This window comes from Legionella sp. 227 (assembly GCF_043161935.1).
Classification (GTDB): Bacteria; Pseudomonadota; Gammaproteobacteria; order Legionellales; family Legionellaceae; genus Legionella; species Legionella sheltonii.
In genome coordinates this window covers 2,618,399-2,634,164 of the sequence record NZ_CP171154.1, presented here as the reverse complement: position 1 = coordinate 2,634,164, position 15,766 = coordinate 2,618,399, and the positions used below count along the sequence as shown (strand labels likewise).

The following is a 15,766-nucleotide window of genomic DNA, read 5'->3' as shown; positions in this document are numbered from 1 at the left end:
GAATCCTAGATTTTCAAACTGCATTTTGTCATTCCCGCGTTGGGAATTTATTTCTCAATAAAGTCACGAGAATGACAATCGATTTGTTTAACAAGGTTAAGAAATTAAGGGCTTGGTGAGCGAAACAGCATCAATTGCATTACTGAGCTCATCAATTTTCTTGCCTCCATCAGCTGCGGGTTTAAATATTGAAAAGTTCCCTACACGAATTGAAGAACCGGCACTGGCAAATCCTTTATTAATCAGCTTGACCAGATCGTCCAGGAACTCTTCCCACCAGCCACGATGTGACTTTAGCGTTTTCACATGTTCGTTGTCTTTACTCAGCAATGCTTGGCTATTTGCTTTAAAAGATTCTAAATCTCCATCAACAATGAATTGATTAGCGAATGCCGATATTTGCTCATAAATGCTTTTAGCAGCAGCCGCTGCTTGTTTGTATTGCGTTACCTTATCTGGATTTTTCTTATGTTGTTTCACTTTCTCTTCATATTTTTTGTACTTCGTTTGAAGTGTTTTTAATTTTACAGTCACTTCATAAAGCTGTATGCTTCGACGTCTCCTGTCTCTCAGTTCACCATTGTTTTCCTGAAGCGGTTTGTCATGCTTAGCAACCTGTCCCGTTTTTTGTTGCGCATCCGATGGAAGTTTAAATTGTACCTCTTTGCTTATTCTTTTCCGCGCTATGTCAGCCTCATCTTTCTTTTTTCTAGGGTCTGCAGCTTTAGTCTGGGTTTGGAAAGAAGCACTTTTTTCACTTCCGACCTCCTTGACTTCAGTATCTTCATCCTGCTTTTCAGCGCTTTTTGGAGTCCAATCTATCGATAATATTTCAGGAGTAACTTGAGTTGTGATTTCTTCGGCTTTTTCACGTTGCTCATGAGAGCTCGACAAGTGTTCATTTTGAATTTGTGGAATATATTGTTTCTTTAGATTTTGAGTTAATTCATTAATCTGAACATCCAAATCACTGATAATCTTTCGATGATTTTCGGTTAAACTAATTGTTAGAGGATTTTTTCTTTTTTTTTTCTCATATCTTCTTAAAAAACCATTTAACTCTTCTAAAGATTTACACCTTTTCAATTGTCCAATGAGTATATTTCTCATGTTTTGAGCTGTATTAAAAGCATTTTCTTCTTTTCTACTCTTTCCCATAACATCTCCCAGCAATTTAATCAAATTGAATGCGTGCAATTTACTCTTAATGACAAATAATTACCAGGAAAAATAAATTAAAAAACAATGATTTGATACAAAAAGGAATTAAAAGATCTTTTTTTAATCATAAACTAAAAATATTATCCAAACAGTGAAATGATATCATTCTACAATGCCAGGATTATTCGGTAATTTGATTGAATGTGGGTCAGGAGAGAACGATTCTCTATTATCTGCACTTCAGACTTCAGAAACAGGTACGCTTCATAAAACAAATTCCTACAACTTACGTGATTTTCAAGTAGTTTGCTGTTCCCTTTTATGATAAAATTGGCTTTATTTTTTTCAAGACAGTAAAATCGGGTATGCAAGACAACTACAGCCTATTTGAACAACGCAAACGAGGCATTATAAAAACTTGCGTTAATGCCGGCTATTCAAAGGAGAAAGCATGCCTTTAACTTCTAATACTGATGAGCTTTTTCGCGGATTTTCCAAACTAACACGAGAAGAACGTTTTAAACGCTTGTTAGCCTTAGGGGCAATAACATCTGAAGACATCGCATTTCTTAAAAATGGCGGCATCAAAGATTTGAATTTGGCAGATAAACTGATTGAAAACGTTATCGGTTATTTTCAACTTCCTCTAGGTGTAGCCACTAATTTCAATATCAATGGTCAAGACTATGTCATTCCTATGGCTGTTGAAGAAACATCAATCATCGCGGCTTTATCCAAATCCGCCAAATGGATTAGGCAATGTGGCGAAATAAAAACCTGGGTTCATGGTGAATGCATTTTAGGCCAAATTCAATTGGCAAAAGTGAACGATTTTTCTAAATTCTCGCAGATTTTTCATGAAAATCGCACGTACTTAATCAATAAAGCCAATAAAGATGTAGCAGAAAACATGGTGAAACGTGGCGGCGGTGTTATCGATCTTCAATTACGTCAGCTCAAAAGAGAAGATAATCAAGATATGGCGGTAATTCATTTAACTATGAATAGCTGTGACGCTATGGGAGCTAACATTATTAATCAAGTACTTGAGTACTTGAAAACACCTATAGAGCAGTTAACTGGTGAAGAAGTCACCATGTGTATTTTATCCAATTTGAATGATCAAAAGCTAACAACGGCTCAAGTAACTATCCACACCATCGAACCCATACTCGGTCAAAAACTGCAAGAAGCATCGCTTTTTGCTGAAATGGATCCTTATAGAGCAGCTACTCATAACAAAGGGGTAATGAATGGTATTGATCCCGTCTTAATTGCGACTGGTAATGACTGGCGCGCGGTTGAAGCCGGTGTTCACGCCTACGCAGCACGCGACGGACAATACCGAGCAATTACGCGTTGGCGCTATCACGATGGGATACTGACAGGTCAACTAACTGCACCAATTATTGTAGGGACTATTGGTGGTGTTACTTCGTTACATCCGACTGCAAAAATGTGTTTACGAATGATGAATATTTCTTCAGCAAATCAATTATCCCAAATCATTGCTGCAGTAGGTCTCGTACAAAATTTAGGGGCAATTAAAGCCTTATGCACCGAAGGGATTATTCAAGGCCACATGAAATTACATATTGATAACCTGCTCTTGGCTGCAGGAGCCAATGAAAATGAAATGCCCGTACTTAAAGAGCATTTGCAAAAATGGTTGGATTTACATAAAAGAATTAGCCTTAACAATGCTCATGATTTACTGGCTAAAATCAGACAAACACCAATTGCTGTATGAAATGGCTCATTCCTGCAAAAACCTTTTTATTAGGTGAATATGCTGCTTTAGCGGAAGCCTCTGCATTTCTTATAACGACTTCCCCTTGTTTTGAACTGATGCTTATATCGCAAAAAGAGCTATCAGGAATCCACCCCGCTTCTCCAGCTGGGCTTTGGTGGCAAAAACAAAATTTCAAGCCAGGTCTTTTATGGAATGATCCTTATGCAGGTCGAGGCGGTTTAGGTGCCTCCAGCGCCCAATTTTTGGCAAGCTATTTGGCGGGTTGTTTCTTGAATGAGTCAAAAGCTGATTTAAATCAGATGCTTCAAGCCTATTATGAATCCTCTTGGGCCGGAAAAGGTTTAAAACCGAGTGGATATGATGTAATAGCACAATCACAACAAGGATGTGTTTACATTAATAAACAACGAAAAATATTGAAATCCTATGGTTGGCCCTTTCATGATCTGTCTTTTTTTCTCATTCACACCGGAGTGAAGCTGGCTACCCATCATCATTTGCAAGATACTACCCTGCCCGATCAGATTGATTATTTATCCTGTCTAGTAGATACAGCCCAGCAAGCATTCGAGCAAAAAAACTCCGCACAATTGATTAAGACTATAAATGATTACCATCAAAAATTAAGCGAATTAAATTTGGTAGCGGAACACAGCTTAAAATTTATTAATGAATTTAAAAAATATCCTGAGATTCAAGCAATCAAAGGCTGCGGCGCTTTAGGTGCTGATGTTTTATTACTTGTAACCTCCATGGATAAGGCTTCGATTCTTGCTGAGAAGCTAAAATTACAGAACTGGACCATCCTGGCCACAGAAAAAAACATTTGTTTTCAAGCCCCACAAATTAAAGATCCCTTTTTTTATTAAGCTATTTTTGCTTAAAAAATGTATTTGTGCCTCATAAAAACAACAAAATTATGAGAAACATCATAAAAAGACTTGAAATTCTGTGCTAATCCGGTATTATTCCAGCCTCTTTAGGGCCGTTAGCTCAGGTGGTAGAGCAGGAGGCTTTTAACCTCTGTGTCATAGGTTCGAATCCTATACGGCCCACCAGTTTTAGAGTACAGTTTTAAAAAATATTTTGTCCTGCGGGCCGTTAGCTCAGGTGGTAGAGCAGGAGGCTTTTAACCTCTGTGTCATAGGTTCGAATCCTATACGGCCCACCAATACTGGTTACTAACCTTAATGATTAACCAGAAAGTGATATGACAAAATACATTAAATCCATGTCCCATTGCGCTCGTAGCTCAGCTGGATAGAGTACTTGGCTTCGAACCAAGGTGTCGGGGGTTCGAGTCCCTCCGAGCGCGCCATTTAATCCCAGTAAAATCAATAAGTTAGCCAGGATTCAGTTCGAAACATGCCGTAAAAACCAAGTTACAGTGACGAAAACGTGCCAGAAATTTTTGAAATTCTTTCTGCTGCCGTTTTTAAATGGTCACTTGAAAGATGTGCATAACGTAACACCATTTCATATTCTGACCATCCTCCCAATTGCTGTAATTCTTGCAATGAGGTACCATTTTGCACGTGCCAACTTGCCCAAGTGTGACGTAAGTCATGCCAGCGAAAATCTTTGATTCCTGCCCGAATCAACGCTTTTTGCCAAGCATGATTATTACATCGTGTAACAGGCTTACCAAAATAGGTAAAAACAAATATGGGATGTAAACCCTTTTGTTTTTCTATAATGGCAATTGCCTGAGAGTTTAAAGGAACAGGGATAGCCTTCTTTGTTTTAGATTGATCAGGATGAATGAGTGCATGTTTTCTAATTAAATCCACTTCACTCCACTGCAATTTAGTAACATTAGATTGGCGTAAACCAGTTGCCAAAGTAAAAGCTGCCATATCTTTCAAATGATTTGGCAGCTCCTGAAGCAATTTATCAGCCTGTCCCCTAGTCAACCAACGTATACGCTTATTTTCAACTTTTCTCATTCTGAATAATGGCATAGTGTTTATCCACTGCCATTCTTTATGAGCTTTGTTTAAAATAGCACGTATAATTTCCAACATTCGGTTGACCGTTGTTGGAGTAACATTAGTCCGCTCTTTTTCTTGCGCAATAAATTCAATTAATTCAGAGTTAATTTCATCTAGCATTTTCTGACCAAGATAGGAATCCAGAAAGGCCAAATGAAATTTATCCGTAACTAAACTTCGTTTATGCGCTGATTCCTCTAACCATCGTACAACAGCATCTACCCACGATTTCTGTTGGGGTAATTTGGTATGCTTGTTACTCCATAGATCTTGTAGAAAATTATCATGGAATTGTTGCGCCTGTTGTTTTACTTTAGTCCTAGTGCTTCTGCGTATACGCTTGTCACCGAAGGTGATGTCGATCCACCAGAACCCATTTTTTTTCGTGAGTGCCATTTATTATCTCCTATATCGACACCCCACGATGCATCGCTAGTAGAGTACTTGTTTCGCATATACATCGCAAGATCTTGTTCTATAAAACGCCAACCTCGTCCTATCTTTACTCCAGGTAGTTCACCTGATGCAGCCATTCGCCGGATAGTTTCCTTGTGGGCGCCTAGAAACTTTGAGGCCTCTTCAATGTTTAAAGTGTTCATATGCAACCCCATTTAAAACCCTGATGCACATATTGTTTATTGGTATTGAGTTCAAGAATTAAATGATAAAGCCTCACAAGATCCCGCTCGCAATATAGATTTGTTGGCATTAACTCATCGAAATAAATAGAATGTAATTGTCTTATTGAGCAGTTTAATAAAGCAGCAATATCTTTTAGAGTATAGTTAGTTGACTCTAATAAATAATTAATAATGCTCTTACAGATTTGTAGCCTAAAGTTATTTTCCACAACGTATGCTCCTTTTCAACTTATTCTGTAGATAGCTACAGAAAATGCCTTAAACATATTTTTTATCTCAATCGGTTTGTTTATTTGTTACTGTTCATTCAACTTATGTGTATAATAAACGCTAGGTAAACAATACACATAAATATAAACGATTTCGTTTATAATAAACAATTATGTTTATTTTTCAAGGTTTTTATGGATATAAAATTAAAAATAGGGTCAAGAATTAAAGAGTTGCGAAAAAACAAAAAACTCACTGCGGTGCAGTTGGCTGAGACCACTGGTTTTTCAACGCAACGAATTAGTAATTGGGAAAGAGGAACAAGATCACCCAGGTTTAAAGATGCAGAGATACTCGGTAGTGCATTGGGTGTTTCTCCAACATGGTTATTATTTTTAGATGTTGACCACAAACCTATGAAGGATCATCCATTCCTAACGATCCCTATAATGAATGCCTCATTTAAAATCGAAGGTTATCTTCCAATACCTTCATCAATTCAAGACAACATAACTCATGAGGATTTTGCATTTATCGTGCATGATAAAAGCATGTTCCCTACTTATAATACGGGCGACCTAGTTACTTTTTGTAAAGAAAAACAAAACCATTGCGATTTGGTGCTGATTCATATTAAGGCTACAGAAGAAAACTTATTTAGAAAAATAAGCTCAGAAGACAATACATTTATATGCTCACCTCTCAACCCAGACTGGCCACAAATACGATTTGAATCAGCATCAATGTTTCAAATAATAGGTTGGGTCAAGAATGGAGCTAAAGTATTTTATTAATTAATGAATAAAGAACTTCCTAGATTTACAATCATTAAGACTTCATCATTTGAAAACCCCTTTTTCAGAACAAGCTTTTTTAAAGATATCCCTAATATCTCGGATAATGTAACAGGATTATGTTCTGTACAACTTAAGATTTTCTCAATAACCTGAGCCGCAATACACTCTCCATTAATACCCTGTTCACTTACAATCTTCATGATTAAAATCCTTATTACGATACAACAACGTACTTTACTTATTTGACAAGTATGATCTGATTAGAGCATACTACGCCTGTCATTTACATCACTAAAATATTTGGCAAATATGCATTTTAGTTTAAAATAAAAATAACTTAATCAATAATAGTACGAATATGGAATTTTGTAGGAATTTTACTAGAGTATGTTGGGATGAAATTGGAGAAGAAGTAAAACGTTCTAATCCCGATTTTTTTTTCTTAGTTGATGAAATCGCACCTGGAAAAGAGTTCCCACTTTATATTTTTAACTTTGGATATGGTGATTTAATTGGTGATTCTGAAACCTTTTATATTCCACACCAAGGAAAACTTCAAACCCTCAATAATTTTTCATCTCAAGAACCAATTACCAAAGATCTCTTTTATGGATTTCATAGTTGTCCATTAGGTCTTGTATTAGATAAAGGCTTTGAATGGTTCTTAAGAGGTAATGCAGAAAATGAAACACATCCCGTTTACATAGATAAAAAAGGAGATTTTTTTAACATTGGACATGTAACCCAGATAAAACCACTTAAACGATACTTGCCTAATGGCATACTGTCTGTAAAAGCTGGAGCGCAAACCACTCTTGTAATACAAAATATTGGATGCAAAAGAAGCCATAATCGTCTTATTCGATCTGGAATTGATTGCACCATCCCTAATTCATACCATGATCACAGTGAGTTCTTTAAACGAATTTACCAATCTTGCCCTTCTGAAAGTAAATGGCGGGCCTCCATCGTTTACTTTTCTGAAAAATGGATAGAAAACATTGTTAATAATCCTGAGTGGATCAATATTAATAAATATTTCTTTAAATATTATCTAAATTATTATGCTTACACCTACTACGGAGACTATTATCAACATATTTTTAGGGTTGCTTTTGATAAGTCAAATTTAGAGCGAGATTTTTTTATTCAAGATACTGCTAAATATATCTTTGAAATTCTCATAGGTGAAAAATATGGGTTTTCGTTTACCAATACCGATGAGCTCTTGCCTGCATCATGGATAACCTACATTTTAAAAGACATTTATAAGCTAAAAACAGAACCCTCTATATTAATACCTAAAAAGCACGTTGAAAAAAATCCAGTATATTTTTCGCTTCAACATCCTATTTTTAGACCATACCAAGGATTATCCAGGAAAAAAGCAACCTTAATTTCTGAGCTTGAAAATATAAAAATCGTTACCAATAAATATAAAGACTTATTTTCCTCTAATCATGAAGAATGGGCTGGTACAATTCTTGAAGAAAAAGCCAAAAAAGCTCAATTTGTTTATTACCATGGGTTTGAGAATAAACAAAATTGGCTTTCGGATATTCATCATTTATTCAAAAATGATTCTGGAGTACAGAATTTAAGCAATGACACATTTTGTCAAGATGCGCCATTTTTTAAAGGATGCATCTCAATAAACAGCTTCTAACCGCTGTGCTCTTTTGGAATTAAATACTAAGAAGGCACTCATGAAACACAGCAAAGAAGATATTGTCCAAGCACTTTGGGCATTAAAATAATACATTGCTACTCCTGATATAAGAGGGCCAATCATCATGCCTAATGCATATGCACTGCGCCACGCCCCTATTCCTAAGCCGCTGTGATTAGAGCTTCCATATTGATGACATAATGCAACGGAGTACGCCATAAACAACATTTCACCAAGAGTAAAAACTAAAAGCGAACAAAACATTTCTAGTATTGTAGAAGACAGGCCCATAGCAAACGTTGACGCCCCTAATAGAATACAACCAATACAAGCAACTATATGTTTATTGAATCGCTCAATCCTTTTTGATAATTTTACTTGAAATAATGCGATTAGAATGGGATCGGTTGCGAAAAAAAATCCAATTATTAAAGAATTTCCTATTGTTTCGTTTAAGTGAATCCCTAGTACGGTTTTTTGTATCCCATAAGTTAAACCGATGCAAAATACTGAAAATAACATTGGGATAAGCGAGCTATAGACTGTCTCAATTTCTTCTTTATTACTGGGTTTTGCAGCCACATCATGATTGCTGATTTCTAATTTTAGAAAAATAACTATTGAAAACAATATCAAAGTAACACCGACCAAAGTCATTGCTAATTTAAAATGATTTTGTGCTAAAAGCATTATCAACACCATTGCCACAATACCACCAGTATTTTCCAGTGCATTTTTATAGGATTGGGCAATCGTTAAACTGTGATTGGTATTTCTTGAAATCTGCAACAAAGATGAGTTACTGCAAGTGATAAATAAATTGATTCCAAATCCCATTAAAAATACAAAGACAACCGATAAATGAAAAGAACTTACTTTTGCTAAAATAACAAACGCTATTCCTATAAGTAAGAAACTTGTCCCAATTATACCCTTTGCTTGTGCCTTTCCTGTAACGTATCCACCACATATGCTGCCCAAAATAGCTCCAATCCCCATTGAAAAGCCTAAGAAACCTATGTTTAATTTATTAAAATTGGTGCTTACACTAAAAAAATACGCAATATGGTAAGATAGGCCGCCTCCAATAGCTTCTATAAAAGAAAGAACCAATAATAGTTTACAAGTGACTGGTAAATCACTAAAGGAAAATCCTACTTTAGAAGAGCTGGCTGCTGAGCTCATTGTAATCCCTCACATTAAATAAAAATTAGATACATCCACTTAAACTATGCCACTTGATTTAATAACCTTAATGCATCAGAACTCGGCACTCGTTGTATTTCATCGGGAGGAATATACAAAGTAGATAGTGTTGTTAACTCTTGCTTATCAAGTTGTTCTAAATCAAATTCAGATATCTTTGGATGAGTACCAGGATAAAGAGCAGCTTCGTAAACAATTGCCTTTTTTTCTTTTTTATAGAGCTTAATTAACTTTTTTTTAATAAAATTGATGGCTTCCAAATTGACTGTATTCGTTGGTAAACCCAAATTTCCAACCATACCAATCTGGTAAATCACTACATGCGAAGAAGTATCTACTGATTTATCATACAAAAGATATTCCGTAGCATCAAAAGACTGGATCCCTCCAGATGCGGGATCAAATCTAAGATCAGCATATAAACAATCTTGAGCTGAAATACCGGGACACACCACTGTTTTAATGGTATCACTAAGCCCAGATAAAGCAAGCAAGCCAGGAGTGGCAAACAAACATGGATGGCCATATATAACGACGCATAGAGAGTCTACATCTTCTATCGCTCTATGAATATATTGTGCCATATTATTATAAGCATTTTCTCTTGATTTAGCGTTAAAGTAGATTGTATCCAGTGACTCTGATGATTTCGCTAATTTATGAATATAACGCTCTAGCAAGGGTTCATTAATTAAGTACAATACCTTGTCACAAGTACAAATATATCCTTTTGCTTCCTCTGTAATATGAGCTATTGTTTTAATTCCAGTGCCAACTAATGCTAAAACTTTCACTTAAATCCCTATTGGGTCACTGGAAACACATGGCTCATATCCGAATACGGGATCACATGACTCATATCCGAAAAATTCTTTTTATCAGTGATTAACTCCCTGATTTTATGGGTATCTGAGTTTTTATATGATTCAACTAAGCTTTTACTTAAAATCCAATCCTCTAAAATCACTGTATCAAGGAGAGGATTTTTCACCAATGCCTCAACTGCATCTAATAATTCCATAGTCCCTCCAAAATTTGATAATCAAAATTTTGTACTATTTAATTTTATAAAAATTTAGACCACTATCCTATCAAAAATCAACTATTACCAAGAAATCTTTCATTTCAAATAACAGGTCAGTTCATACATATCATGATGGACTGACTCGCATTATTCCACAAATGTATGTTTTTTTGAACACAAATTATTTTGCGCTTGCCCAATGTCTACGGTTTTTTTACTTCCTACATTGCTTAATGGAGTTATGCTCGAATCTGGTGTATGGGAAAAATAAATTAGGTGGCGTATTCTGTTGATTGTTCCGCAAGAACATAATCAACAAAAGGAACTACGCCATGAAGAATTGTAAACTGAAAGAAGTCTCAACACCAGTTGAAAAAATTGCTGATCCCTTAACTGAATTATTGAGAAATGGAGCCCGTGATTTGATTAGGCAAGCAGTAGAAGCGGAGCTCAGTGCTATGTTGTCTGAATATGAGGATTATAAATTACTCGACGGTAGACAGGCTATCGTTCGCAACGGTTATTTGCCAGAAAGAACCATTCAGACAGGCGTTGGTGATGTCAGCATCAAAGTACCCAAAGTGCGGGACCGGGGAGGCTCTGGTATTCATTTTCAAAGCCATTTGTTACCTCCCTATTTAAGACGTACAAAGAGTATTGAGGAATTGATTCCCTGGCTTTATTTAAAAGGATTATCAACGGGTGATTACTCCGAGGCTTTAGGTTCTCTGTTGGGTGAGCATGCAAAAGGCTTATCTGCAAATACGGTGTGTCGATTAAAAAGCCAATGGCTTGATGAGCATCAAAGCTGGCAGCGTCAGGATTTAAGTCACAAGCGTTATGTTTATTGGTGGGCAGATGGTATTTACAGTCAAGTGCGAATGGATGACCGCTTGTGTTTGCTGGTTATTATTGGCGTTACTGAGCACGGTCATAAAGAGCTAGTCGCTGTGAGTGATGGGTTCCGTGAGTCCTCAGCAAGCTGGGAGGAGCTGTTGACAAGCTTACGACAAAGGGGGCTTGCTCACACTCCAAAACTGGCTGCAGGGGATGGTGCATTGGGCTTTTGGAATGCTATTAGCAAAGTGTATCCCGATACCCGTCATCAACGATGTTGGGTGCATAAAACAGCCAATGTCCTGAATAAATTACCGAAATCGGTGCAGCCCAAGGTGAAAGCAGCATTGCATGAAATCTGGATGGCATCAACACGCAAAGAGGCTTATAAAGCGTTTGACAACACAGTGGAGTTATTCGCGCCTAAGTATCCAAAAGCAATGGAGTGCTTAAGTAAAGACCGTGAGGAATTACTCGCATTTTATGATTTTCCTGCGGAGCATTGGATTCATATCCGAACAACAAATCCAATTGAATCCGCTTTCGCTACAGTGCGCCTACGTACAAAAAAATCACGTAACTGTGGCTCAAGAGACAGCACGTTGGCAATGGTATTTAAATTGATGGAGTCAGCTCAGAAACGATGGATTAAAATTAGAGGGTTTAACCTATTAACTCTTGTTGTTAATAACGTGAAGTTTGAAGACGGAGTACAGGTTGGTGAACAATCAGACAGAAACGCCGCCTAATGCTGTACACCACTTTTGACAATAACTCTGCTTAATGTTATTCTCCTCAATCATATGATAATAATCGAGAAGGACTCTATTTGACGAGTTTACAGATAATATCCCATTTTTTTCCATTTTTTTGGCCGAAAAATAACTTTAAAAAAAAGTTTCGGGTCATATTTTCATTATTTTTGGTTTTCACAACACTCGCCTTAAATTTAATTGTACCCATATTTTTTAAAGATATAGTAACTGCATTATCCGGTACGCTAATGACATCAAGTATGTTAATTATCTCGCTGATCTGCTGTTATGGATTACTCTGGATGCTGGCAAGATGCACTGAAAAAATTCGCGAGATGCTTACTTATGTAAACATAAGTACAACTATTGCGGATTATAGTACTCATGTTTTTGCCCATCTTCATGCTTTAAATTACAAATTTCATCTGGATAAGGAAACCGGTAAAATAACCAGCGCGATTAGTCGCGCACAGCTTGCAATCGCGATGCTTATCTCGAACATATTGTTTCGAATTGTCCCTGTTCTTTTAGAAATTCTATTCGCTTTTTTAATTATTTGGCACTTCTATGGCTTAAGCTATGGCCTCTATCTAATTATTATTTTGGCAATCTATCTTGTTTTTAATGGACTCACTCAAAAAAAATCCACAGTCCTGCAAAAAAATTGTAGCATTGCTGAATTAAATGTAAGTGCAGCAATTGCCGACAGCCTACTCAACACAGAAACCGTAAAATACTACAACAGTCAAACTGCGGAACATCAAAAAATCGACCAGTTTTTACAAGAAAGCGTGCAAGCAAATACAGCATTATTTAGTGGAATGGGCATGTTTTTGGTGATACAAACACTCATTATTGCGGGTGGCCTTGCCTTTTTGTCCTATAAAGTAGGGTATCAAATTTTAATTGGACAGTTAAAAGTGGGTGACTTTGTCCTGATTAACGGCTATTTATTACAGTTATTTGAACCTTTAAGTGAAGCGAGTGTGCGTTGGCGAGATACCAAAAATGATTTATCCAAAATAGAATACTCAGCCTATCTATCAGAGCAAAGCGATGAAGTTGAGCGAGATCATCCTGATGCAAAACCTTTATCCATTACTGGGCCGCATGTTCACTTTAAAAACGTCACTTTCGGTTATCAACCAGCACACCCCATTTTAAAAAATGTAAGCTTCGAAGTTCCACCCGCAAAGATGACAGCTATTGTGGGACCCAGCGGCTCGGGTAAATCAACGATCGCACGATTATTACTGGGATTATTTGAAGTCACTCAGGGACAAATACTCATAGATGACCAGGATATTACTGCTGTGAGCAAGCATTCATTACGCCAACAAATCGGAATTGTTCCACAAGAAGTTCTACTCTTCAACAATACGTTGAAGTTCAATCTCTGCTACGGTGCTCTAGATATCTCCGAGCATAAAATCAATACCGTAATCCAACTGGCGCACTTGGAAGAGATGATAAAAAAACTCCCCAATGGCATTGCAACCAATATCGGTGAAGGGGGTTTTAAGTTATCAGGAGGAGAACGCCAAAGGATTGGCATAGCGAGATGTTTATTGCGCAACCCCAGTATTTTGTTATTTGATGAAGCAACCGCATCGCTCGACACGCAAACTGAAAAAAATATCCAGGAAAATATTGAAGAGATTGCAAAAAATACAACAAGCATAATCATCGCACATCGTTTGAGTACGATTATTCATGCAGACAACATCCTTGTTTTACAAGACGGAGAAGTCGTAGAAACTGGAACGCATCAAGAATTAATCGAGAAGAAGGGATTATATTACTCTATGTGGAATAGCCAGCAGCAAAAGAGTGCGTCATGATGAATGAAAATTTCCCCAGCATCAAAGAAACCATCCACTATCTTTGGCCTTGCATTTGGACAAAGAACAGCCTCAAAGGAAAAATTCACGTTGTCTTGGCCTTCGTATTTATATTGATTTCGATTGCACTAAATTTGTGTGTCCCCATTTTTTTAAAAGAGGCCATTAATGCACTCTCTGGACATGCCTTATTTTTAAACAGCACCCCTTTAGTCATCATTTTGACTTATGCATCGGTTTGGGGCGCATCCAAAGCGTGTATCACCCTCAGTCAAGTAATAGCTTTTCCTGTAGAATTAGAAGGGGCGAGAAAATTTTGTTTACAACTTTTTGATCACGTACAAGCACTTTCCACAAAATTTCATAGAGAACGTAAATCAGGCGAAATTCTTACAATCATAGAGCGTTCTCACTCGTCCGCTGTTGATCTTATTGGTCGACCTATTGTGATGATATTGCCGGTTCTTATAGAAATCCTTTTTGCTATGATTTTTTTGAGCTATTTTTATGATCCTTTCTTTGGGTTGGTTCTGTTGTTGATGCTAGTTTCTTATATCTTGCTAAGCTATTACACCGCTCAATGGATTGTAAAATGCAGAATGAAGCAAAACAATGAAGATGCATCTGCAAACGCTTATCTTGTGGAAAGCCTGTTGCATGCAGATACTGTGAAATATTTTAATACCCAACAGGATGAAATCAATACAGCTGCTCAAAAATTACAAGAAAAGGCTCATGCAGATACTCGAGCATTAAATGCCGATGCAAAAATTCATCTTATCCAAAATGTCATTGTCGGTATGTGTGTTATTATTATGCTCTTACTTGCTGGCAGTCGAGTCATTGCAGGGACCATGAATGTCGGAGATTTTGTAATGGTCCATGGCTATTTATTCATGTTCATGCTGCCATTATCCATGCTAGGCTATCGAATTCGTGTTACCCGAGATGATTTAGCCCGTTTTCAAGCCGCGATTCAGTTGCTGAAAATTCCTATCGATATTCAAGACCAACCCAATGCCAAAACATTTAATTATAAAGAAGGAAAAATACAATTTGATCAGGTCCATTTTGCTTATAATGAACATCGAAAAATTCTTGATGACGTGAGCTTTATAGTTGAACCCGGGACCACTACTGCAATCGTTGGATCCTCAGGATCTGGCAAATCCACTCTCGCACGATTAATCTTTCGGCTTTACGATTTGAATTCTGGGAGTATTCAGATTGATGGGCAAAATATTAGCACTATCCAACAGGCATCACTCAGAGCAATACTCGGTATCGTTCCTCAGGAAACTGCTTTATTCAATGATACCTTAAGAAATAACCTAATCTATGGAAATCCGCATGTCACTGACGATGAATTGGCAGATGCACTACAAGCAGTACATCTTGATAGGTTCGTGACAAAACTGCTTGATGGGTTAGAAACCCAAGTTGGTGAGCGCGGATTAAAATTATCTGGTGGCGAAAAACAACGAGTGGCCATCGCTAGAATGCTGCTTAAAAAACCTAAAATTTTTATTTTTGATGAAGCAACATCTTCACTGGATATGAAAACAGAGAAAGACATTCAGACCTGTCTCAAACAAATATCGGTCAACACAACAACACTTATTATTGCCCATAGGCTTTCTACAGTAACGCATGCAGATAATATTCTGGTACTCGCTAATGGTGTGATTATTGAGCAAGGTACCCACAATGAACTATTAAATCAAAATGGTGCCTATGCTCAATTGTGGAAAGCCCAAAATCAAAATAAAATTGACGCAGGGTCTATTTAGGTATTAAGCAGGTCAATCAAGTGTTGAAAACAGTTGTTAATTTAAAAAATATTGTTCCAAACCTAATGATCATGCTGTGATACTAATGGAG

Annotated in this window: 15 protein-coding genes and 3 tRNA genes; 10 read left to right on the top strand and 8 right to left on the bottom strand. The window is 36.9% G+C overall.

Annotated features, from left to right (window positions below):
• Nucleotides 1–96: 96 nt before the first annotated feature.
• Nucleotides 97–1,158 (bottom strand): hypothetical protein, encoded by a 1,062-nt coding sequence (locus ACF8MK_RS11390; RefSeq protein WP_392536767.1) that lies wholly within the window; start codon nt 1,156–1,158, stop codon nt 97–99.
• A gap of 454 nt (nt 1,159–1,612) precedes the next feature.
• Between ACF8MK_RS11390 and ACF8MK_RS11385 the strand changes: the two genes are divergently transcribed.
• From ACF8MK_RS11385 to ACF8MK_RS11365, 5 genes are all read left to right on the top strand, one after another.
• Nucleotides 1,613–2,911, top strand: coding sequence for a hydroxymethylglutaryl-CoA reductase, degradative (locus tag ACF8MK_RS11385; protein WP_392536766.1), 1,299 nt, complete (start codon nt 1,613–1,615; stop codon nt 2,909–2,911).
• On the top strand, nt 2,908–3,783 hold the full coding sequence (locus ACF8MK_RS11380; RefSeq protein WP_392536765.1) for a hypothetical protein: 876 nt from the start codon (nt 2,908–2,910) through the stop codon (nt 3,781–3,783). The genes ACF8MK_RS11385 and ACF8MK_RS11380 overlap by 4 nt, the downstream gene beginning before the upstream one ends.
• 113 nt (nt 3,784–3,896) lie before the next feature.
• Nucleotides 3,897–3,972 (top strand) — tRNA-Lys (locus ACF8MK_RS11375).
• Nucleotides 3,973–4,009: 37 nt separating this feature from the next.
• Nucleotides 4,010–4,085, top strand: a tRNA-Lys gene (locus ACF8MK_RS11370).
• A gap of 70 nt (nt 4,086–4,155) precedes the next feature.
• Nucleotides 4,156–4,232: transfer RNA gene (locus ACF8MK_RS11365), tRNA-Arg, on the top strand.
• Between the two features lie 64 nt (nt 4,233–4,296).
• On the opposite strand, the gene ACF8MK_RS11360 is transcribed toward ACF8MK_RS11365, so the two are convergent.
• Genes ACF8MK_RS11360 through ACF8MK_RS11350 form a run of 3 tightly spaced genes read right to left on the bottom strand, consistent with a single transcriptional unit; the run spans nt 4,297 to nt 5,755 of the window.
• The gene (locus ACF8MK_RS11360) at nt 4,297–5,301 is read right to left on the bottom strand and encodes a tyrosine-type recombinase/integrase (protein WP_392536764.1); all 1,005 of its coding nucleotides are present in this window, start codon (nt 5,299–5,301) and stop codon (nt 4,297–4,299) included.
• Nucleotides 5,214–5,504: a helix-turn-helix domain-containing protein gene (locus ACF8MK_RS11355; RefSeq protein ID WP_392536763.1), complete on the bottom strand. Its 291-nt coding sequence runs from the start codon at nt 5,502–5,504 to the stop codon at nt 5,214–5,216. The genes ACF8MK_RS11360 and ACF8MK_RS11355 overlap by 88 nt, the downstream gene beginning before the upstream one ends.
• Entirely contained in the window at nt 5,501–5,755 is a 255-nt protein-coding gene (locus tag ACF8MK_RS11350) for a hypothetical protein (RefSeq protein ID WP_392536762.1), read from the bottom strand. Before ACF8MK_RS11350 ends, ACF8MK_RS11355 begins: the two co-directional genes overlap by 4 nt.
• 195 nt (nt 5,756–5,950) lie before the next feature.
• Between ACF8MK_RS11350 and ACF8MK_RS11345 the strand changes: the two genes are divergently transcribed.
• The gene (locus ACF8MK_RS11345; RefSeq protein WP_392536761.1) at nt 5,951–6,550 is read left to right on the top strand and encodes a helix-turn-helix domain-containing protein; all 600 of its coding nucleotides are present in this window, start codon (nt 5,951–5,953) and stop codon (nt 6,548–6,550) included.
• On the opposite strand, the gene ACF8MK_RS11340 is transcribed toward ACF8MK_RS11345, so the two are convergent.
• Entirely contained in the window at nt 6,547–6,753 is a 207-nt protein-coding gene (locus ACF8MK_RS11340; RefSeq protein WP_392536760.1) for a hypothetical protein, read from the bottom strand. The genes ACF8MK_RS11345 and ACF8MK_RS11340 overlap by 4 nt on opposite strands.
• A gap of 158 nt (nt 6,754–6,911) precedes the next feature.
• Here ACF8MK_RS11340 and ACF8MK_RS11335 point away from each other — a divergent pair, with 158 nt between their 5' ends.
• Nucleotides 6,912–8,219 (top strand): hypothetical protein, encoded by a 1,308-nt coding sequence (locus ACF8MK_RS11335; protein ID WP_392536759.1) that lies wholly within the window; start codon nt 6,912–6,914, stop codon nt 8,217–8,219.
• Here ACF8MK_RS11335 and ACF8MK_RS11330 read toward each other — a convergent pair.
• From ACF8MK_RS11330 to ACF8MK_RS11320, 3 genes are read right to left on the bottom strand one after another with little or no spacing between them, the layout of a single operon-like run.
• The gene (locus ACF8MK_RS11330; protein ID WP_392536758.1) at nt 8,202–9,407 is read right to left on the bottom strand and encodes an MFS transporter; all 1,206 of its coding nucleotides are present in this window, start codon (nt 9,405–9,407) and stop codon (nt 8,202–8,204) included. The two genes, ACF8MK_RS11335 and ACF8MK_RS11330, sit on opposite strands and share 18 nt — an antisense overlap.
• 44 nt (nt 9,408–9,451) lie before the next feature.
• Nucleotides 9,452–10,222 (bottom strand): SAM-dependent methyltransferase, encoded by a 771-nt coding sequence (locus ACF8MK_RS11325; RefSeq protein ID WP_392536757.1) that lies wholly within the window; start codon nt 10,220–10,222, stop codon nt 9,452–9,454.
• 8 nt (nt 10,223–10,230) lie between these two features.
• Nucleotides 10,231–10,449: a hypothetical protein gene (locus tag ACF8MK_RS11320; protein WP_392536756.1), complete on the bottom strand. Its 219-nt coding sequence runs from the start codon at nt 10,447–10,449 to the stop codon at nt 10,231–10,233.
• Between the two features lie 335 nt (nt 10,450–10,784).
• Here ACF8MK_RS11320 and ACF8MK_RS11315 point away from each other — a divergent pair, with 335 nt between their 5' ends.
• From ACF8MK_RS11315 to ACF8MK_RS11305, 3 genes are all read left to right on the top strand, one after another.
• On the top strand, nt 10,785–12,038 hold the full coding sequence (locus ACF8MK_RS11315; protein WP_392536665.1) for an IS256 family transposase: 1,254 nt from the start codon (nt 10,785–10,787) through the stop codon (nt 12,036–12,038).
• Nucleotides 12,039–12,118: 80 nt separating this feature from the next.
• On the top strand, nt 12,119–13,885 hold the full coding sequence (locus tag ACF8MK_RS11310; RefSeq protein WP_392536755.1) for an ABCB family ABC transporter ATP-binding protein/permease: 1,767 nt from the start codon (nt 12,119–12,121) through the stop codon (nt 13,883–13,885).
• On the top strand, nt 13,882–15,675 hold the full coding sequence (locus ACF8MK_RS11305) for an ABCB family ABC transporter ATP-binding protein/permease (protein WP_392536754.1): 1,794 nt from the start codon (nt 13,882–13,884) through the stop codon (nt 15,673–15,675). Before ACF8MK_RS11310 ends, ACF8MK_RS11305 begins: the two co-directional genes overlap by 4 nt.
• The last annotated feature ends 91 nt before the right edge of the window (nt 15,676–15,766 follow it).

Coding starts and splice junctions, on each gene's coding strand:
- ACF8MK_RS11305 (WP_392536754.1), top strand. CDS start 13,882: ATGATGAATGAAAATTTCCCCAGCATCAAAGAAACCATCCACTATCTT.
- ACF8MK_RS11345 (WP_392536761.1), top strand. CDS start 5,951: ATGGATATAAAATTAAAAATAGGGTCAAGAATTAAAGAGTTGCGAAAA.
- ACF8MK_RS11390 (WP_392536767.1), bottom strand. CDS start 1,158: ATGGGAAAGAGTAGAAAAGAAGAAAATGCTTTTAATACAGCTCAAAAC.
- ACF8MK_RS11335 (WP_392536759.1), top strand. CDS start 6,912: ATGGAATTTTGTAGGAATTTTACTAGAGTATGTTGGGATGAAATTGGA.
- ACF8MK_RS11380 (WP_392536765.1), top strand. CDS start 2,908: ATGAAATGGCTCATTCCTGCAAAAACCTTTTTATTAGGTGAATATGCT.
- ACF8MK_RS11315 (WP_392536665.1), top strand. CDS start 10,785: ATGAAGAATTGTAAACTGAAAGAAGTCTCAACACCAGTTGAAAAAATT.
- ACF8MK_RS11320 (WP_392536756.1), bottom strand. CDS start 10,449: ATGGAATTATTAGATGCAGTTGAGGCATTGGTGAAAAATCCTCTCCTT.
- ACF8MK_RS11340 (WP_392536760.1), bottom strand. CDS start 6,753: ATGAAGATTGTAAGTGAACAGGGTATTAATGGAGAGTGTATTGCGGCT.
- ACF8MK_RS11330 (WP_392536758.1), bottom strand. CDS start 9,407: ATGAGCTCAGCAGCCAGCTCTTCTAAAGTAGGATTTTCCTTTAGTGAT.
- ACF8MK_RS11355 (WP_392536763.1), bottom strand. CDS start 5,504: ATGAACACTTTAAACATTGAAGAGGCCTCAAAGTTTCTAGGCGCCCAC.
- ACF8MK_RS11385 (WP_392536766.1), top strand. CDS start 1,613: ATGCCTTTAACTTCTAATACTGATGAGCTTTTTCGCGGATTTTCCAAA.
- ACF8MK_RS11360 (WP_392536764.1), bottom strand. CDS start 5,301: ATGGCACTCACGAAAAAAAATGGGTTCTGGTGGATCGACATCACCTTC.